Source organism: Aeromicrobium sp. Root472D3, from assembly GCF_001426485.1.
Taxonomy (GTDB): domain Bacteria; phylum Actinomycetota; class Actinomycetes; order Propionibacteriales; family Nocardioidaceae; genus Aeromicrobium.
On the sequence record NZ_LMET01000001.1, the window covers coordinates 2,494,739 to 2,513,732 of the forward strand.

Annotated in this window: 18 protein-coding genes and 2 pseudogenes; 7 read left to right on the plus strand and 13 right to left on the minus strand. The window is 66.7% G+C overall.

Going from position 1 to position 18,994, the window contains the following annotated elements; translation table 11 throughout:
- Window positions 1-366 precede the first annotated feature (366 nt).
- On the minus strand, window positions 367-1,323 hold the full coding sequence (locus ASD10_RS12320; RefSeq protein WP_056608846.1) for a PDR/VanB family oxidoreductase: 957 nt from the start codon (window positions 1,321-1,323) through the stop codon (window positions 367-369).
- Window positions 1,320-2,624 carry a cytochrome P450 gene (locus tag ASD10_RS12325; protein ID WP_157432575.1) on the minus strand — a complete coding sequence of 435 codons (1,305 nt, stop codon included), beginning with the start codon at window positions 2,622-2,624 and terminating at the stop codon, window positions 1,320-1,322. Before ASD10_RS12325 ends, ASD10_RS12320 begins: the two co-directional genes overlap by 4 nt.
- A gap of 366 nt (window positions 2,625-2,990) precedes the next feature.
- On the opposite strand from ASD10_RS12325, the pseudogene ASD10_RS19615 reads away from it, so the two are divergent.
- Window positions 2,991-3,155: pseudogene (locus ASD10_RS19615) on the plus strand (aldehyde dehydrogenase family protein); the annotation flags it as partial.
- Window positions 3,156-3,204: 49 nt separating this feature from the next.
- Window positions 3,205-3,510, plus strand: a pseudogene (locus ASD10_RS19620) (aldehyde dehydrogenase family protein); the annotation flags it as partial.
- A gap of 57 nt (window positions 3,511-3,567) precedes the next feature.
- On the opposite strand, the gene ASD10_RS12330 reads toward ASD10_RS19620, so the two are convergent.
- The 4 genes from ASD10_RS12330 to ASD10_RS12345 form a co-directional block, all read right to left on the minus strand.
- Entirely contained in the window at window positions 3,568-4,584 is a 1,017-nt protein-coding gene (locus tag ASD10_RS12330; RefSeq protein ID WP_056608850.1) for an amidohydrolase, read from the minus strand.
- Between the two features lie 96 nt (window positions 4,585-4,680).
- Window positions 4,681-5,469 carry a fumarylacetoacetate hydrolase family protein gene (locus ASD10_RS12335; RefSeq protein WP_200914559.1) on the minus strand — a complete coding sequence of 263 codons (789 nt, stop codon included), beginning with the start codon at window positions 5,467-5,469 and terminating at the stop codon, window positions 4,681-4,683.
- Window positions 5,470-5,531: 62 nt separating this feature from the next.
- A complete protein-coding gene (gene dapA, locus ASD10_RS12340) occupies window positions 5,532-6,464 on the minus strand; it encodes a 4-hydroxy-tetrahydrodipicolinate synthase (protein WP_056608853.1) in 933 nt (310 codons plus the stop codon).
- Entirely contained in the window at window positions 6,461-7,411 is a 951-nt protein-coding gene (locus ASD10_RS12345; protein WP_156366950.1) for an ornithine cyclodeaminase family protein, read from the minus strand. The genes dapA and ASD10_RS12345 overlap by 4 nt, the downstream gene beginning before the upstream one ends.
- A 151-nt stretch (window positions 7,412-7,562) precedes the next feature.
- Between ASD10_RS12345 and ASD10_RS12350 the strand changes: the two genes are divergently transcribed.
- The 3 genes from ASD10_RS12350 (at window position 7,563) to ASD10_RS12360 (ending at window position 11,263) form a co-directional block, all read left to right on the plus strand.
- Complete coding sequence (locus ASD10_RS12350; protein WP_056577217.1) at window positions 7,563-8,465, plus strand: LysR family transcriptional regulator; 903 nt, start codon at window positions 7,563-7,565, stop codon at window positions 8,463-8,465.
- 147 nt (window positions 8,466-8,612) lie between these two features.
- Window positions 8,613-9,704: a hypothetical protein gene (locus tag ASD10_RS12355; RefSeq protein ID WP_157432577.1), complete on the plus strand. Its 1,092-nt coding sequence runs from the start codon at window positions 8,613-8,615 to the stop codon at window positions 9,702-9,704.
- Window positions 9,705-9,706: 2 nt separating this feature from the next.
- Complete coding sequence (locus ASD10_RS12360; protein ID WP_056608855.1) at window positions 9,707-11,263, plus strand: AMP-binding protein; 1,557 nt, start codon at window positions 9,707-9,709, stop codon at window positions 11,261-11,263.
- 1,611 nt (window positions 11,264-12,874) lie between these two features.
- On the opposite strand, the gene ASD10_RS12365 is transcribed toward ASD10_RS12360, so the two are convergent.
- From ASD10_RS12365 to ASD10_RS12380, 4 genes are all read right to left on the minus strand, one after another.
- Window positions 12,875-14,203: a hypothetical protein gene (locus tag ASD10_RS12365; protein ID WP_157432578.1), complete on the minus strand. Its 1,329-nt coding sequence runs from the start codon at window positions 14,201-14,203 to the stop codon at window positions 12,875-12,877.
- Window positions 14,204-14,437: 234 nt separating this feature from the next.
- Complete coding sequence (locus tag ASD10_RS12370; protein ID WP_157432579.1) at window positions 14,438-15,106, minus strand: hypothetical protein; 669 nt, start codon at window positions 15,104-15,106, stop codon at window positions 14,438-14,440.
- Window positions 15,107-15,433: 327 nt separating this feature from the next.
- On the minus strand, window positions 15,434-15,856 hold the full coding sequence (locus tag ASD10_RS12375) for a hypothetical protein (protein ID WP_056608862.1): 423 nt from the start codon (window positions 15,854-15,856) through the stop codon (window positions 15,434-15,436).
- Between the two features lie 99 nt (window positions 15,857-15,955).
- Window positions 15,956-16,219, minus strand: a complete 264-nt coding sequence (locus tag ASD10_RS12380; RefSeq protein WP_157432580.1) for a hypothetical protein — start codon at window positions 16,217-16,219, stop codon at window positions 15,956-15,958.
- A 250-nt stretch (window positions 16,220-16,469) separates the two neighbouring features.
- On the opposite strand from ASD10_RS12380, the gene ASD10_RS12385 reads away from it, so the two are divergent.
- Together ASD10_RS12385 and ASD10_RS12390 are read left to right on the plus strand one after the other, a co-directional pair.
- A complete protein-coding gene (locus tag ASD10_RS12385; RefSeq protein WP_157432581.1) occupies window positions 16,470-16,985 on the plus strand; it encodes a DNA-binding protein in 516 nt (171 codons plus the stop codon).
- Window positions 16,986-17,231: 246 nt separating this feature from the next.
- On the plus strand, window positions 17,232-17,525 hold the full coding sequence (locus ASD10_RS12390; protein ID WP_056608868.1) for a hypothetical protein: 294 nt from the start codon (window positions 17,232-17,234) through the stop codon (window positions 17,523-17,525).
- 26 nt (window positions 17,526-17,551) lie between these two features.
- Here ASD10_RS12390 and ASD10_RS12395 read toward each other — a convergent pair whose 3' ends face one another.
- The 3 genes from ASD10_RS12395 to ASD10_RS12405 form a co-directional block, all read right to left on the minus strand.
- Entirely contained in the window at window positions 17,552-17,968 is a 417-nt protein-coding gene (locus tag ASD10_RS12395; RefSeq protein ID WP_056608870.1) for a hypothetical protein, read from the minus strand.
- A 45-nt stretch (window positions 17,969-18,013) separates the two neighbouring features.
- On the minus strand, window positions 18,014-18,208 hold the full coding sequence (locus tag ASD10_RS12400) for a hypothetical protein (protein ID WP_056608871.1): 195 nt from the start codon (window positions 18,206-18,208) through the stop codon (window positions 18,014-18,016).
- Between the two features lie 121 nt (window positions 18,209-18,329).
- A complete protein-coding gene (locus ASD10_RS12405) occupies window positions 18,330-18,980 on the minus strand; it encodes a thioredoxin domain-containing protein (protein WP_056610498.1) in 651 nt (216 codons plus the stop codon).
- Window positions 18,981-18,994: the final 14 nt, after the last annotated feature.

Here is an 18,994-nt window from a genome sequence, read left to right on the forward strand (position 1 = left end):
GCCATCGACTCTCCCTTCACGCACGCCCTTGAGGAGCAACGCCGAAGAGCACGTGAACCAACTTTGAGATGTCCTGCGCGATGACCGGCAGGGCTCAGCGTCCTTCGTACTCAGCGTCGGTGATCGCGTCGGTGATCTGGTCGCCCCAGGTGACAGGTACCAGCAGCCCCTCCCAGCCCCGCGTCGCGAGCACGGAACAGAACAACAACATGCAGGACCCTGTCACCCGTTGATGGGTCTGTCGGGTAAGCATTTCCTCGCTAAGCACGCCGCGATCGTCATCGACGACTGACCTAGGTTGCCGCAATCTTCGCCATCTTCGGCACCAGAGAGTCGCCGGGACGATGCGATGGCACCGGTAGTCGGTCAGAGGTCAAGCACGAGCCGTTCGGTCAGGGCGCGCGAGACGCACGGCAACATGTACGCGTTCTCCGCCCGCTCCTCGGGGGTGAGAACGGAGTCGCGGTGGTCCGGGATCCCACTGAGGACCGTGACCTCGCATGTCCCGCAGGTACCGACCTCGCACGAGGAGCCGAGGTTCGCGCCAGCCTCGTTCAAGGCCTCGAGGAGGGTTCGGTCGCTCGGCACCTGAACCGTCAGACCGCTGCGGTCGAGCGTCACCTCGACCGGCTGCTCAATGCCGGCATCCAGCTCGAGGGGCTTGAAGTGCTCGATGTGCAGGGCGCCCGCGGGCCAGCCGACGGAAGCACGCTCGACTGCGTCCAGCAGCGGGGTGGGACCGCAGCAGTAGATCAGCGTGTCGTCCCGTGCGGCGCCGATGAGAGTGTCCAGCGGCAGCAGACCGATCTCGTCCTCGGGGTAGACGTGGACTCGCGCGCCGAGACTCTCCAACTGATCGAGGTAGGCCATCGTGGCACGGTTGCGACCTCCGTAGTGCAGCTCCCAGTCCGCGCCCCGGCGTTCGGCCTCGCGCACCATCGTGACGATCGGCGTGACCCCGATGCCCCCTGCGACGAACACGTAGCACGGGCTCAGCTCCAGCTCAAAGGAGTTGCGAGGTGCCGACACCGGCAGGGTGTCGTCGCTGTCGAGGACGTCGTGCAGGAACGACGAACCTCCTCGGCTCTCCTGCTCGCGCAGCACGGCGATCCGGTACTCGTCTCGTGCCAAGGGGTCCCCGCACAGGGAGTACTGCCGCCGCACGTCACCGCACTGCACCTCGAGATGAGCGCCGGCCGACCAGCTGGGCAGCGGCGCGTCGCCGGTCAGGACGATCTCGACCACGTCGGTCGAGAGCGGCACCTTGCGGCTCACTCGAAGGGCGAGATCGGTGTTCGTGGCTCGGGCTGTCGCCGTGCTCATCCCTGGCTGCTCCGCGGGTGGAAGGTGACCGGCAGGCTCAGCAGGGCCGGGAAGATGAGGTCCGGGAAGCGGTGGCCGTCCTCGCGCAGGTCGACTGATCCGAACTGCGCCACGAGTCCGCGCAGCGTCTCCTGGAGCTGAATGCGCGCGATCGGCGCACCGAGGCAATGGTGCATGCCGCCGCCGAAGGCGACGTGACCGGACGCGTTCTCCCGCCGAAGGTCGAGCCGGTCGGGGTCCGGAAACTGCTCGGGGTCACGGTTGGCGCCGGCCACCATCACGATGACGCGCGTGCCCGATGCGAGGACCTTGCCGTCGGACAGCTCGAAGTCGTCAACAAGGTAGCGCTCGCGCACGTGAAGAGGCGTCCGGTAACGCAGGAGCTCCTCGACCGCCCCGGGGATCAACTCTGGCTCGTTGTGGAGGACCGAGAGCAGATCGGGCTCCTGGCACAGCACCTCGACCAGGTTGGAGATCGACGTGCGGGTCGTCTCGTAGCCCGCGTCAAGGATCGTGTGCATGAGTGACAGGACCTCGATGTGGCTCAAGTCCCCGCGATCTTCTGCCTCGAGGAGCAGCTGCACGAACGGGCTGTGCTCCTCGCGCGACTTGCTCGCGACGAACGTGTCGAAGTAGTCGAGGTAGAACTGTGTGATGTTCTCGAGCCCAGCCCGTTCGTCGTCGCCGAGCGGCTTCGGCGCGAAGATGAGCAGGAAGGCGTGCTGGTTCTCCGTCAGGTGCTGCCAGTCCTCCTCGGGGATGCCGAGGAAGCGACAGATGACGCCTCGCGGGATGTCGACGCCGAGATCTTGGACCGCGTCGACCTCGCCGTTCTTGGCCGCCACGTTGGCCATGGCCCGAGCCACCGACTCGGTCGCGAACTCACGAAACTGCTCGACACGACGCGGGATGAACATGGGCCCGACGACGTTCCGCAGCCGCGCGTGGTCAGGGTCGTCGATCTGCACGAGGTTGGCGCGCAGTCGCTGTCGTGCCACACCGTCGAACCACGGCGGCGCCTCGGTCCCGACCGGCTGGACACGGCCCTCGGGCAAACGGAGGACGGCGCGAACGTCTTGGTAGCGACTGACGACCCAAGCGGGGTCCCCCGGGCCGAGCTGGAGCGGAAACACAACTTCGGAACGAAGACGTTCGTAGGCCGCGGTCCGGTCGCCAGCGAGGAACTCGGGGTCGGTCAGGTCGATCGGGAAGTCGAGGGTGTCGGCGGACATCAGGGGCTCGCTCTCAGCTGTCGGGAAATACTGGTGGTGCACCATCGCGGACCGGCCGAGCCGGATCACTGTGGCGTCAATCACGTTATGGCGTCCGTGCCCTATAACGCCAAGACAAGTCAACTGATCTGCCCATCATGGAAAGGTGATGTCGCTCGGACCGCTTCTCGCTATGGGTCCAGTCGCGAACTCAGATTGGCGGTGCTCGATGCGGCCGGTAACGGTGAGTCGACATGACCATCGACGTGGCCCTGTTCAGCGGATCGCGCCGCCTACATCGGAAGTCGGTGGCAGACCGCTCCCGGCACGTCCGCGGTGGACGCCCACTCGACACGAACGGTGCTCGCCGAAGTCTCTGACTGTGGTGTCGCCGAGGCCGACGCTGCACTCGAGGCCGCCGCCTGTGCCCTACCGCTCTGAAGGAATCGCTCCTACGTGCACGCCGACGTTGTCGACGAGGTCGTGGATCGCTTCACCCGGGCGGTCGACTCGCTGAGTCTCGGGGCCGCCGTCGACGGCGCCGACATCGGACCGCTGACCTCAGCCGAGGCCGTCGACAAGGTCGAGCGGCTCGTCGCCCAGGAACTCGAGGACGGCGCGACGCTGGCCCACCGGGCCAGGATTCCGGAGCTGGCGAAGTTACTTCTCGGCATCGACCGTCCTGCGCGACGTCCGCCCGCACGCGCGCATCCCGGGCGAAGAGATCTTCGGCCCCGTGACGCCTATCGTCACGGGGCACGACTACGCGCAGCTGCACGAGCTGGTCAACGCGAGCGACGCCGGACTCGTGGCGTACGTCTACGCAGCAGATCTGCAGGACGCCGTGTGGCTCGCTGAGTCGTTCGAGGTCGGCATGGTCGGTATCAACCGAGCTGTCGTGTCGGACCCGTCTGCTCCGTTCGGCGGGGTGAAGAGCAGGGGGCTGGGCCGTGAGAGCGCACGACTGGAGCTCGTGGAGTTTCTCCAGCCTGAGGGCCTCAGCATCAGCTGGCCGCGAGCCAGCGATGAACCCTCAGCCGAGAAGTCCCTCGAGTCGGTAGACGCGCTTGGCCGTCCCTGCGAAGATCGCCTCGCGCTCGGACTGCGAGCAGCCCGCCGTGATGCGCTGGTAGGCGTTGCAGACGTGCCCGAACGGGCCGGAGCCGTCGGTCGGGAGGTTGCTCTCGAACATCATGCGATCGGCACCGAACAGCTCGACGGACGTCTCGACGTAGGGACGCCACTCCGCCGCGAGGGTCTCGGAGCTCGCCGGCGGGTCGGCAAGGAACGTGGGTGAGCCGGACAGGAACGATCCGAGTCCACCCATCTTGACCGTGACGTTTTCGCACGCGGCAATGGCGGCCATGTCCGCCCTCCACTGGTCAAACTCCTCCTCCAGCTTGCCCGTGTGACGTCCAATGCCGACGGGGTGACCGAGGTGGTCGACGACGATCGACGTCTCCGGGAAGTCCCGGGCGAGCGCGAGGATGTCGGTCAGCTGGGGAGAGAGTACGAACGCGTCGAAGCTCAGCCCGAGCGGTGCCAGGTGGGCGAAGCCGCGCCGGAAGTTCTCGCCGAGGTACATGCCCGGACCGTGGTCGAAGACCGCTCCGACGATCGACTCGTCCTCGTCCCACAGAGCTTCCTGTCGCACCCCCCTCAGCCGGTGCGGCGCCTCCGCGACCGACGCTTCGAGGGTCTCGCGGACGTCAGGGTGGCGCAGGTCGGCCCGCCCGACAAACGCGGTCGCGACACGGATGCCGCGGTACTTGCCCGTGGCGCCCATCGCCGCCTGACCGCCGAAGAACTCGAGCTCGCCGACGGTTTGGAGGTGCTCGGGAACGTCGGTGCGGTACATCGCCTGCGACTCCATGGCGATCGTCGCGATGACGTTATGCCCGTCGGACACGAAGTCTGTGTACTCGTCGATGAGGAACCGCTCGCGGCGCATGACCATGCGGACGATGTTGTTCGGGTGGTCGAACAGGTGGTGGTGGGTGTCGATGACGGGGAGGTCGGGGTCGATTGGCGGCTCGGTTTCAGACGGCACGGTGAGGCTCCTCTTTTCGTGTTGCGGTGCGCCGAGTCGCACCTGATGGGGTCTAGACGGGAACGGGTGGTGCTGCTGGACGGCGTGCTCAGCCGGTCATGGCGCTGCGACCTCGGCGCGCACGACGTTCCTCAGCTCGAGCAACCCGGGGATTGACACTTCCAGCCTCTCCCCCGGCTGCAGGTAGCGCGGCGGATCCTGGCGGTGGCCGATGCCCGGGGGCGTGCCGAGCGCGACGACGTCGCCCGGCACCAGGGTGACGAAGGCGCTGACGTAAGCGATGACGGCCGAGACGTCGAAGGTCAGGTTGGCCAGCGACCCTCGTTGAACCTCGACGCCCTCGAGCCGGGTCACGATCTCCAGGGCAGCGGGGTCAGGGACCTCGTCGGTGGTGACGATCCACGGCCCCCAGGAGCCGGAGCCGTCGAAGTTCTTGCCGGCTGTGGCTTGCGGGCTGTGGAGCTGGAACTCGCGCACACTGTTCTCGCCCATCACGCTGAAGCCGGCGACGTGACTCATCGCGTCGGCGCGGCTGATGTGTCGACCGCCGTCACCGATGACCACGGCAACTTCGCCCTCCCAGTCGAGCGTGTCCGACACGAACGGCGCTACGAGCGGCACCTCGTGTCCCACGAACGACGACGCGAAACGCGTAAACAGGGTGGGATGCTCGGTCGGCTTGGCACCGACCTCGGCTGCGTGCGAGTTGAAGTTGTGGCCGACGCAGACGACGTGCTCGGGCCGCGGCACAGGCGGTAGCCATGTCGCCTCAGTGAGACTCACTACCGGGTGCTGCTCCAGCTCGTCCGCAAGCCGCTGTTGGGCGTCGCTCGGAAGGAGACCAACCAGGCCGGACCGACCGGCGGTGTCCGACACGTCGTGCACGGTGTGACCGTCGATTGACGCGACGACCCGGGTCTCTCCGTCGAGTTCGACCGTAGCCAGCCTCATCGGACCGCTCGCTCTGCGTCGATCAGGTCGGCGGCCTCGGCCAGCAGTGCACGGACCCGCTCGACCCCGGACGGTGTGGTCTCGGCGAGCGGCGGGCGCACGTGGGCGGACGCGATCCGTCCCTCTTTCTGGAGGATCCACTTCAACGTGGTGGGGTTCGTCTCGACGAATAGGGCGTCGACGACGGGGTGGAGGGCGTAGTGGATGCGACGGGCTCCTTCGTGGTCGCCGGCGAGCCACAGGTCGTACATGCGGGCGCAGGCTGCTGGCGCCACGTTCGCGGTGGCACTGATGTAGCCGATGCCGCCGAGCGCGAGCAGAGGAAGGCATAGCAGCTCGATCCCGGACCAGACGAGCAGGTCCTCGTCGGCCGCCTCGATGACGCGGGAGAAGTGCTCGAAGTCCTTGGTCGTCTCTTTGATGCCGACGACGTTCGGGACGTCGCGGTAGAGCCGCGCGACGGTCTTGGGAGCAAGCTCCACCGCCGTCCGGGACGGGACGTTGTAGGCGATGATCGGGAGGTCTGGGTACTCACGCGCCACGGTGGAGTACCAGGTGTACAGCGCGTCCTGGGTGGGTCGGGCGTAGTACGGGGTGATGACCAGTGCGGCGTCCGCGCCCGCGTCGACGGCCTCGCCCGTCAGGCGGATCGTCTCGTCGAGCTTTGCCGAGCCGGTGCCCGCGATGAACGGGACGCGGTCACCGACGGCCTCGGCCACGGTGTGTATCGCACGAGCCCGTTCGTCGATGGTTTGAGCGCTCGGTTCGCCCGTGGAGCCTCCGATCGAGACGCCGTGGGTACCGGCGGCGAGCTGCCACTCGACGAGCGAGGTGATGCTCTTCTCGTCGAGCTCGCCGTCGTCGGTGAACGGGGTGATGAGCGGGACGATGGAGCCCGAGATGAGCTCGGGCGTGTTGCGGAACCTCATGCTCCGACCTCCTGACGATCGAGGACGAGCGCAGCGACCGCGAGGTCACACAGTCCCGAACCCATGCCCTTGAACACCGTCAGCGCTGGCTGATCGGGACGACCGACGCCGTCCTCCAGCAACCGCCCGAGCTCGACGGTCCCGGCCAGGTCGTCGCCGAGCGCGTCCTTGAGCTCCTTGCTCGCCCGACGCGCGTTCTCCAGATCGTCGACGACGACCAGGCTTCCTGCCTCGACCACGCCCGGAAGCAGCTCTGCGGCGCTCGGCAGGATGGCTCCCACCGCGTTCACGTGGGCCCCGGGTGCCAACCACTCCCGCGCGAGGAAGGGGTCAGCGGCGCGCGTGACGGCCGTGACGATGGGCGAGCCGTCCACGGCGTCCCTCGCGTCATCGAACTGGTCGACCCGCAGCCCCAGCTCGCGCTCTAGGGTCACGGCGAACGCCTGTCGGTTCGCCGGAGTCCGGCTCCACACGCGAATCGCCTCAAGCGGCCGAACCAGCGAGACGGCCGTCGCCTGCTGGAACGCCTGACGCCCGCTGCCAAGGACTGTGAGCACGTTCGCTTCTGGCGCAGCTAGTAGGTCAGTGGCGACCGCGGCGGTCGCGGCCGTGCGGAAGGCGCCCAGCTGCCCAGCATCCATCACGGCCAGGACCGCTCCCGTCCGAGCGTCGAACAGCGATAGCAACGCGCTTGCCCCCGCAGGCGTGTTGACCCAGCTCTTGAAGGCCACGAGCCCCCGGCTCTCGTCAACCGCGCCGAGGGTGTGGGCGGTGGACCGGTCATCCCAAGCCGCCATCGACTTGGCGATGGGTCGAGCCTCCCCGCGAGCCGCCGCGCGCAGAACTGCGCGCACCGCGTCGGTCGCACGACCTTGGTCGACAGCCGCGACGACGTCGCTGCCCTCGAGCACCGAGGTATGGATGTTGGGACGTGTAGTGGTCGCCACGGGTGACCTTCCTGGGACGGAACCCGCGTCGCGCCCCTCGGGGCGACGCCGGTATCGAGTGTTGTGACGTGACTTACACTGATGCCCGCGTCGTCATAACACAAAGACCAACATGTCGATGAGCGCATACCTCGAACGTTATGGAGAAGCCATGGAGGCCCAACTGTCCTTCCGACGCCTGGAGGTGTTCAGGCTCGTCGTCGAGGAGCGGAGCGTCACGCGAGCCGCCGAGGTGCTGATGATTGCGCAGCCCGCCGTCTCGGCCCAGCTGCGCGCCCTCGAGTCGTGGGTAGGTGCGCCCCTGTTCGTCCGCAAGGGCAACCGCCTCGTGCTGACCGAGACCGGTGAGCGGACAGCCGCGTGGGCCAAGGAGGTGCTCGCCGGCGCTGCCCAGATCCGGCGAGACGTCGGCGACCTTGCGTCAGGCGAGACAGGCCGCGTCATCATCGCGTCGAGCATGGCCGTCGGCACCTACCTCATCCCTCCGGTGGCCGCACAGCTCGGACATGAACGACCAAACGCCGACATCACCGTCGCGGTGGCGCGACCGGACGAGGTGGTCCACGGCGTCGAGACCGGTGAGTTCGACTTCGGCGTCCTGAACTGGGACGGACGTGACATCCCCGAGTCCATGACGTCAGAGCTGTTGGCCGTGACACGGTTGGGCATTTTCACGACCGCCGCCCTGATCGCCCCGGGCACGACGCTGTCGCCGACCGACGCGATGGCCCTCCCGTTCGTGGGAGCACCCAAGGACGTCGTGTACCAGCGGAACCTCGTCGAGCAGCTGCGCGCAGCGGGACTCGAGGAGCCGCGCTTCACGCTGCGCCTCGGGCACTCCGAGGCCATGATCCGAGCCGCCGCCGCCAACGACTGGGCGATCATCGCTCCCGCGTACTCGGTCGGCAGCGACGCGCGACTTCACGAGGTCGAGGTGCCCGAGCTGAAGCTGACCGAGCGCATCGTCCTGCTCCACCGACGCGACCGACTCCACTCACCGCTGCAGCGCGACGCTGTCGACGCGATCCGCGAGGCGCTCGCCTCGACGGAGTGAGGGGGCTACCCATCGGCGCATCGACATTTGGTTATGACCCGATCGACCTTTTGGTCTTAGCAATTATGCTTCGCCGTTCCTAGTGTGACGTGAGACACCAGACCGTTCGCTGCCCTGCAGCGACGCAGCCTCGCAAGGAGCGCCTATATGAACGCCCAGAACATCTTTCAAGACAGCCGTGAGATCGAGCGGAAGCCGCGCGAACTGTGGAGTCCCATGAAGATCTCGGCCGCCGAGATCGAGGCGCAGCTGTCGGCACTCGAGGACGGTGACCAGGACGACCACGGTCGACGCGAAGCGTTCATCGTCCACCCGCAGGCACCGGCCGGAGTCCGCGGGCTCGCTCCTGCCACGCAGGTCGTCGTGGGCGTCGTCCTCCCAGGCGAGTCGACGGAGCTGACCCGCGACAACACCACCGGGCTCGCCATGGGCATCGGCGGCACCGGCCAGGTGGAGGTGGGCGACCGCACCATGCAGATTTCCCTTCAGGACGTCTGGACCAAGCCGACCATGCGCCTTGAGCGCTTCACTAACACCGGCACCGAGCCGTTCCGCTACCTGCGCTACTCGAACGCCGCGCTGCTCGAGTCGATCTCGGCGTTCTACGAGGACCGAGGCAGCGAAGCCGCCGCCATCGAGGCCGGAGTCATCGACCACGGTCGTCGGGCCAAGGACCTCGCACCCGCGATCCCGCTGACCGGCGACGAGCAGCTGCTCCCTTACGAGCACCTCGTCGACCCGGACTTCGTCGAGGACAAGCCGCTCCACTTCGCGTGGGCCGAGGTAAGCCAGCACCTCAGCGGCGTGCTGGGACTGACCACCGGGTACACCGGCCGTCCTCTAGTCGTGCTCTACAACCCCGCGACCGGCCGGTTGAACGGCACGACCCCCTCGTTCTTCGCCACCATCACCGCGGTGGGTGGCGAGTTCATCGGCGGCAACCACCGGCACATGAGCTCGGCCATCAACTACCACTTCGGTGGCAGCGGGGCGAGTGTCGTCGAGGGCCAGCGCTACGAGTGGGCGGCCGGCGACCTCATGCTCTCGGCTCCGGGTTGGGCCGCGCACCAGCACTTCATCAGCGACGAGGGCGCCCGCGTCCTGACGGTCCAGGACCACCCGCTGCACACCTCCAACGCGTCACTGGTGTGGCAGGAGGACATCGAGCACGGTGAGATCCTGATCCTCGGATCCGAAGCCGGGTTCGAGACGAACATCGCCGACTACGCAACCAGCTGACCGTGCCGTTCACCAGCCCGTTCCCGCCGGTCGACATCCCCGACATCAGCATCGTCACCTACCTGCTGGGCGAGCTCAGCGAGGACGACGCACACCGTCGGGCAGTCGTCGACCTGCACGCCGGAGTCACCCTGACCTACGGCGAGCTGTCGTCCGCCGTCGACCACTTCGCGGCGGCCATCGCCGCGGATACTGACAATGGAGAGACGGTCGCACTGATGGGACCGAACTCCGCCCGATGGGTCGTGGCGTACCTCGGGGCGCTCAAGGCGGGCGTCGTCGTCACACCGGTGACGACGCTCGCCAACGCATCCGAGGTCGCGAAGCAGCTAACGGCCTCGAAGGCCATGAAGATCTATGCGGATCCCGTCGTGCTCGAGGCGGCGCGCGCTGGAGCCGAACAGGCAGGACTTGACGCTGGGGCGGCCCGCGACCTCGACTCGGTGGACCTGTCCCCAGAGACAGCCACGCCGTTTGTCGACCGCGTCGTCGCGCCGGTCACCCAAGTGGCGACGCTCCCGTTCTCGTCAGGCACCACAGCCCTGCCGAAGGGAGTCTCGCTGACCCATCGCAACCTCGTCGCGAACCTGTGCCAGCTGGACGAACCGCTCGGCATTGATCACCATTCCGCTGTGCTGGGCCTGCTTCCGTTCGCCCACATCTACGGGATGACGGTGGTGGTGAACCTATCGCTCCGCCGGCGGGCAACCATCGTGACGATGCGCTCGTTCGACCTCGACACGCTTCTGGACGTCATCGAGCGCGAACGACTCACACATTTGCCTGTCGCTCCACCCGTCATGGTCGCGATCGGCAAGTCGCCATCCCTCGACGGTCGCGATCTGTCATCGGTCCGACTCGTGCTGTCGGGAGCCGCACCGCTGGACGCGACCCTCGCTGGGGCCGTGGCTACGCGTCTCGGATGCGCGGTCCGCCAGGCCTACGGCATGACCGAGATGAGCCCGGTCAGCCACATCGCCCCGCTCTCGGTCGACAACATCGCGCCCGCGTCGGTCGGCCTCACCGTCGCCAACATGACCTGCAAGCTGGTCGACCCCGAGACAGGCCAGGAACGCGGGCTCCCCCAGTCGGGCGTCAGCGAACGCGGAGAGCTCTGGTGCAAGGGACCGAACGTCATGCTTGGGTACCTCGACAACCCGACCGCGACGGCCACAACCTTGGATGCCGAGGGCTACCTGCACACCGGCGACATCGCGGTCGTCGACTCACAAGGCGCCGTGACGATCGTCGATCGTCTCAAGGAACTCATCAAGTACAAGGGCTACCAAGTGGCGCCCGCCGAGATCGAGGGCCTGCTGCTCGAACACCCGGACATAGCTGACGTTGCCGTGGTCGGCGACCCGATCGGCGACGGGGACGAGGCGCCACACGCTTACGTGGTCGTCGCACCGGGAGCGATCATTGACGAAGACACAGTCCTTTCGTACGTCCAGGAGCGGGTGGCCCCCTACAAGAAGGTAAGAGCCGTCAGCTTCATCGACGCCGTGCCAAAGTCGGCTTCCGGCAAGATCCTTCGCAGAACCCTACGGAAGAGCTGAACGTCAGGCGAAGGACCTTGAGTCGCTGGGACGCATGGCCGGTAGAAGGTGTTCCGGGTCCGGACACGCACCTTGTGCCCGGGCCCGGGACTGCGCATGTTCTGGAAGGACTGACTGCGGCGACCGCTTCTTGGTTTGCAAACCCACGCGGCGTCCGCTTCCACCCATGCGGTACGCCGGCGCTCGCATTCTTGGCTGGGTGTCGTTGCGAGCTGCCACGCGGTGAAGGTCGTCGTGCCAGAGAGCGCAAGAGGCTTGGACGGTCTTCCGTGACAACAACGTGTCCGAACAACACAGCTAGCCCGCAAGCCCGTCGTCCTGTAGGGGCACGCCCCACTCTGTTCGAGTTCCTGCCGCCAGGCCGAGCTTCCTTCCTGTTGACGTCGCCGAAGGCGTCAGACTCCCCACGCCTCGTGGTGCCCCAGATCGCACGCACGACAGCGAGAGGGAACGGATACCGCACGGAGAGGACAGCCGGCGCGGCGACTGTGCGCACGGTTGACGTGCCTGTCCTACACAGGACCGTCCAGGTCGACAGCCAAGAAGGTAGACAACGTAGCGCAATTCCCCGCTGCCGTCGTCTTCGCCAAACCTGCAGGAGAAGCCCGATGAACACCGTTCCTACCTACACCCAGATCCTCGTCATTGAAGGAACCGCGCGCGCCAAAACACGATTCTTTGCCCGGCTGAACAAGGCGCGGGTTGGCGACAAGGTCGAATTCGGCCTCATGACGGCCCTAGTCTACGCCCGTTCGCACAAGATCCAGGTCGGCAGCCGATACGTGCCAGGCTGGTACACGGACCAGTTCCGAACGATTCGGCGCCAAGTCAGGTTCAGTGACCCCGTCATCATCGCCGAGCCAGCACCCGCGGTCATCGGTAAACGGCAGGTAGAGGTGATGGTCGTTAGTGCGGTGTGGCCGATCACCCATGAGCAGCTCGTGTTCCTCAGCGAGGTGAGCCCCGGCCTCACGCTTTCGCGTGGTCACCTTCGGCTTCTCGTGCGGACATGCAGAAGGCGGTACACAGCACGTGAGCAGAACGTCGACCAGAGACCTGCAGGACTCCGAGGTCGACGAGATCTGCGGCCTTGCCGGCTACCCATCGGAACGATGCAGCGACGAGCCTGCGCCGAGATGCCTCGAGATTCCCAGGTGGGAGGACCTCGAAGCCGCCCTCAAAGCAGCTACCTACTAGCTCCGGCTACCTGCGGGACCCGTGTGGTCTTCGCTCCCACTTCCCGCCACTTACCTGGGTTGGTCCCGGCTGGCGACAGACACCGCAGCGACTCGGCTGATCAGACCCGGTGCAAGACCGGCGGATCTGGTTACTGGCTCAGTGGAGGTCCGTCTGGCCCTGCGGAGTGGGTGTGGACGTCGCGCGGTAAGCCCGGAGGCTCGTGCCGGGTCGGCGGCGGAGCTGGGCACGCGAGGTGGAGGCCGACTCGAAGCCGGCGGTCGCTGCGACCGCACCGGTCAGGTTGGTCTTCTCGAGCAGCTCTTGGGCTCGGCGAACGCGTTGGCGTTGAGCTACGACGTGACGAGATGCTCAGACCGACGCGCGCTTCCTCGCGTTGTGCGCGAAGGTGCCGAGGCCAACGACTCGCCGACCTCACTGCGCCTCTCTGGCAGACGGCGTAAGCACCAGGTACCGACCGCTGCCATCTTCAGACCACCGCACAGCGTGCGCGACTCGGGACCTGCGACCGGTGGCGTACTCGACCTCTATGCGATCCGGACGCCCCATCGGTCCGAGGAGTTCGCGCACTGGGACCGTCGCTGAGCCCCACGGAACACTCGCTGCGTCTGCGACCTGGACGCGAGCGAGCCCGTCCCCATCCCTGGCGACAGCCGAGGTCACGGCAGCCCACGGGGTGGTTCCCCAACCAACGGTAAGCCGCACGTCACCATCGAGGTCCGCGGGCAGCTCGACCGTCATGTCTTCGTCGAGCTGCTCGGCCCACCGCATGACGCAGTCGTCACCGCCGACGTGCTGTATGCGCCCAAGGTCTGCACCTAGTTCGACGAGCCTGCCTCCTACTACATCAGGGACCGGGTCTACGACCACCACCTCGCACGTCGAGTTCACGATCGTGTCGGCAAGCATCCCGCTCGTGACAAGGTCCGTCAGCGGGAGCGAGTACCCGACAACAGTCACGCGGTCAGCCTCGGCAAGCGCTTGAGCCGTCGTACGCCACAACTCGCGGGCCAGCGGGTTGGCGTAGAACGACGACTTGGCTGCCGCCGGCGGAACGATGTACGCCTCCGTGCCGGGCAGGACTTGGCGGCGGTCCTCGTCATCCGGTACTTGCGGCTCACCCCATCTACCAGGCATGTACCACCGGCCGATGCTTGCTCCGGAGACATCGCCGGGTATCCAGAACGTGTCCACAGAACCGTGCAGCTTCAGGTACCGGAACGTGTCGGACCTCTGGGTGCCCCACTGCATCCCCTCGGCAGGACGCTCTCGCAGGGGCGGCATGTGCCGGATGCTCTCGGCTCCTGTGACCAGCCGGCTCTCTCCGTCGAACAGGCCTGCCATGCCGACCGCTGTCTCAACAAGGGTGTCGTAGTTGAACGTGGCCACTGTGGTCTTCTGGAAGTGGAAGACCCCCAACAGGCGCCTCAGCCACCACGGCATCTCGTCAGCGTGCGCCACCTGCTGTCGCGCAACGATGACATCGCGCACCGCCTCCGTCGCCATCAAGAACAACGACTGGTTGGCTGCGTTCTTCGCCGCGCTCAGGTCAGGTTGAGGTTCCGCGAGCCGGGACAGCCACCGTTCAAGCTGCGAGCCGTCAAACTCGAGACGCTCGAGGCCGGTAGCTCCCCGAGCACTCAGTAGGTTCAGCACCTCCTGACCCAGCTCCGCAGTCATCGGCATCGCGCTCGACACAGCCCTTGAGAACCCCGCCCCCAGGATGACAACATCGCCGGTCATCTGGCGACTCTACCGAGCCATGGCCGCGCGCCCCGCGAAGCTGCCATCTCACTCATACGTTCACGTCCATGAAGTCTCTTGCGGTCTTCGTCGTCGGGCGTCTTCGACTGCTAAGACCTATCCCGCTAGACGCCGTCGTGGCGGACTAGCCGCCTACCAAGGCGCGCCGGCCACAAGATGCCGACGTGACGATCGGTCTGTGACCGGCGAGCCGGTGCAGGTCGCGCGCACTCGTCAGCGAACGACCTTCAGAGACTGCGAAGCCTTCTTGGACTTGACGACGGACAGAGTCTGCGTGGTCTTGTACAGGACTACGTCGACAGGCTTGACGGTCGCGGCGAACCGGGTCCCCGTGACGGGGGGCACCGAGTTGGGGTGCTCAAGGAACGAGTCGCCCCAGATGTTGTCCCCGACGAGCGAGCGCAGGAACGGGTCGTTCACGTACGCCATGCGCGCCTTGTAGATGCCGTCGAATGCGCCGGTGCAGTCGAGGAACATGAGGGTGACGTCGTAGCCCTCGACGTTGTTCAGCTCGGTGCCGGTCACGACGCACGACATGGGGATGGCCGTCGTCCCGTCCGAGACGAGGGTCGTGCTGGACTGCAGGACCTTGTACTTGACCGTCGTGGTGACCCGGTAGCTGCCTGCCTTCAGCGAGACGGCGTTCTTGTTCTTCGCAACGGTCTTGCTGCCCTTCTTCACCGTCAGCGTCTTAGAGACGAGCTGGACGGCAGGGCCAATCTTGACCTTCGGGGCGACCTTGGCCTTCGTCTTGTTCTTCAGCTTGACCTTGGCGATCTTCTGAATGCTGACGTTGTCGGCCGGGGCGGCGTTGGCCGGCGCCACACCTGCGACGAGGACGACGGATGCCGCGAGGGCGGTGATGCGGGCAAGGGTCTTCAAGAAACTTCTCCGGGTTCGTTGTGACGGGTGCTGGGTTCGCAGCCGCGACAGCGTAACGCGGCGTCCGGCTACCCGTCCGAGGTTTCAGAATCCCTGTCACATCGGGCTATGCGACTCATCCGATCGGGCCATGATGCGGCGATCAGGGCCTGCGCAGACCACCTGGGCACCGCCTGCCCTGCGCTACTCGGTCAGCGTCTGTACCACCACACAGTTCGGTCCTTGCGGTTGCGCGACATCTTCCGAGGCCGGCCAAGTCCGGGTACACCGCAAGAACCGGACCGCGCTTGATGTAGGTGACAGGGCGGCCGTGCTGGCGATGCGGACCTAGCCTCGGGGCTGGTCTGGTTGAGCAACATGGGCTGCCGATGTGGCGGTCGTGCCCTTCTGGCTTGCCGCCCAGATGGCCAGGAGGCTGAGAGCTTCGCTGGCGGCGGAGTCCGGTTCGGCTGTGTACGCGACCAGGTTGGTCGTGGAGCCCGGCTCGATCGGGAGGCTCTCGTACGGCAGGTCGAGGTCTCCCACCGCGGAGTGGTGGAAGTGCTTGACGCCAGTGGCATGGATGCGGACGTCGTGGGCGGCCCAGCGGGTGCGGAAGTCGTCGCTGCGGGTGGAGAGCTGGCCGACGAGGTCTGACAGGTCGCGGTCGTGCGGGTCCCGTCCGGTCTCGGCTCGCAAGATGGCGACGGTGTCGTTGGCGACGGTCTCCCAGTCCCGGAAGAACGCCCGCGCGCCGGGGTTGAGGAACATGAATAGGGCGCTGAAGAAGCCATCACTGTTCAAGCGACTGTTCGGCTGACCCCTCGCATGCCCGGAACCCGCGGTGCGCGAACGCCGGGGCGCGAAGTTCTAGGCCCGGTCCGCGCCGACCGTACCTGCCGGGTGGTCGGCGGCGGCCGAGCTGGGGTCAACGGCCAGTAGGCGCACGTCCCGGCCGTCATTGCCAAGTTGGGCCACCTTGTAGGGGCGCTGCTCGACGGAGTCATCTACGACCATGACGACGTCCCCCACGCTCAAGTGCCCGACGGCGGACCTAGGTAGGCGGGCCTCGATGACCTCAGCGTCCCCAAACACGGTCAAGTCCAGCTGGAGTTCCAGCACCTCGGACGACACGTCACTCGCCCTTGCGCCGAGGAGAGAACGCACAGGTGGCCAACTTCGAGCTCATGACCAGCAGCCTAGGGCGAGACACTGACAACCCGGCTGAGCGTGCCTGCGTTGCAGGCGAACTAGAAGCTGATCGCGTGCACCGGCCGGCCACCGTCGGCACCCCGCCCGGCCACCCCGTGGCGTTGGCGTCGGCAGCACCCGAGTACTGGCCGTATCAGCACTTCGGCCACCTGCCACGTGGCACCATGCGGGGATGACAGAGCAGCCGGTTCCCTCCCCCGAGACCGCACCAGCCGATGGCGGCGGCGAAGCCGCACCGGTGCTGTTGAAATTGTCCGAGGTCCACCGCCAGACGGGTGTGGACGTGGACGCGCTGAAGATGCTGATCGAGGACAAACTGCTCGTCCACGGCGTCGAGCGTGGTCGAGCCGGCCACGTGTACCTACGCGCGGACTGTCTGCCGACGTACCAGTCCCTGCTGGGGCTCTTACGCAAGCAGCTGCTGCACGAGCTACGAACAGCACAGAAGCACATTCGACGGGTCGAGCAGGAGGTAGAAGCCGTGCGCAACGACCTCGACCTCGCAGTCGAGGACCCGGACGCTCCCCTCGGACATGACCTGCTGACACTGCGGACCCGCTCGCACGACCCCAGAGGCTCGAGCCTTACCAGCGCCCTGTCAGGTTTGGAGTTCTCGGCCTGGGCAGTCCGGCGGTACCAGGACGCGGTCCAGCGCACGCAAGGACTGGCGCACTTCCAGGTGGACTGAGCCAGAACAGCTCTCGCGGGGGCAGGTGGCCCCGTACAGTCCTGTCCGGGCGCCATCATCTACGAAGGGATGCTGCCGGTGACAGGCAAGAACCCGCTGGGTACTGCGATCTGCGCGGTCGTCGCGATGATGCTCGCCGCGTGCGGCACGAACTCACAGTCGGACTCAGCTCCCGCACCGCTCGCGGCGGCTACGGCGACCCCTGACACTGCGACGCCGGCGCCCCCGGACGAGGCCGTCCTAGAGATGACGTCGTCGTGCGAGAACGAGTTCCCGCTGGTCATCGAGCCGTCCACCTACTCGTTGGTCGCGACCGGGAACGTCTCGAACTCCGGCACCGCCGCGGGTGAAGTCGACGTCTCGGCCCAGTGGTTCCCGGTCGGGCTGGAGGCCTACACGGCGACCAAGACCGTCACAGTGGGTCCGGGCGAGGAGGTCCGTGTCCCGTTCTCGGAGAAGGTCCCCACCAAGGTGATGAACGGGATGGTCGGTCTCCAGCACGGTGACCAGATGTGCGACGTCAACATCACACCGAAGTAGCCATCCCTGCGGAGGCGGGACGCTGGTCAGCCTCGGACGCGGTACCTGTCGGCGTACCGCTGAACAGCACGCCCGACGCGGCGCGGGTTGGTGACCATGATCTGCTCCGGGATGTCGCCGGACAGCAGGGCGACAGGCTCAGTCAGCCATGCCCAGGTCATCCATGGCGACAGCCCGGCATCCTGCAGGACTGCCACGTGCGTGGCCAGCTCGGGCCGCAGGTCGCCGGTGTCGGTGAACTGGAACGTCGGGTAGACGGGGCCGCCGGCGTCGGCGAGGACAAGGACTGCGCTCCCCTGCGTTCGCGCCCAGTCTGCGGTGGCTGCGGTGTTGGGGTCGCGTCGCTGGGACCGGAGCGCTTCAAGATCCAGCACCCCGGACTCAAGCAGGCGCGCTTGCATGTCGCGCGACGCTTGGCGCCACTTCTCGATCGGGTCGGTCACCGTCCCATCGTGGCTCCAGCCACCGACAGGCCGTGGTGTCCGGGCTCAACTCAGGACGGTGGTGGTGCCGTCGGGCCGGTACTCGACCATGCGTCCGTCCTCGTCCAACACGACGGTCGTGATGCCCCTGGTAGCGAGGATGTCACCGAGGTGGGCTTCTTCGACCGCTCGTGCGAGCGCCTCCCCTAGGGCCATGTTCTTGGCCTGCTCTGCGGCACTCCTGCGAGGCAAGACGCTCATGCCTCCAGTGTGCTCCCGTACCGCTCGCGGATCCAGGGGGCAGCAGTTGACGCACCTCACGTCTTGAGCAGAACGGTGCTGCGAGGAGGGGACGCAGCCTTGAAGAAGGCTCGTTCGCGTCCTACTTCGAGAGGGCGTTGTCGATGGCGTCGATGAACTCGTCGGTGGTGGAAGGGGTCAGGTGGTTGCCGTTGAGGAAGAACGAGGGGGTGCCGGTGACGCCGAGCCGCTGCCCGTCGGCCACGTCCTTGGCGACGCGTGCTGCGACGTCGGGGCTGGCGACGTCGGCGTCGTACTGGGCCATGTCGAGGCCGAGCTCCTGGGCGTAGCTGCGGAACAGGTCGTCCTTGGAGTCTTGGGACTCTCCCCACTCGGCCTGGGTGTCGTACATCCGCTTGTACATGTCCTCGAGCTTGCCCTGACGGGCGGCGGACTCCACCGCGTAGGCGGCGTTCTTCGCGTTGGTGTGACTCGGGATCGGGAAGTAGCGCAGGACGAACGTGACCTGACCGTCGTACTTTTCGCGGAGCTGCTCGACGAACGGGTACGCGGCACGGCAGGCCTCGCACTCGAAGTCCAGGAACTCCACGAGGGTGACCTTGCCGTCGTCGGCGGTGTCGAGGCGGTGGCTGTCCGCGCGGACGGTGATGTTCTCACGCTCGGCAGCGTCGGCAGGTTCGGTGGCTGCGAGGTTCTGGTAGACGAATGCACCACCGAACAGGGCTACGGCCACCAGTCCGAACAGGACCGCGATCTTGGTCTGTCTGGTCATGGTCTTCATCGGTC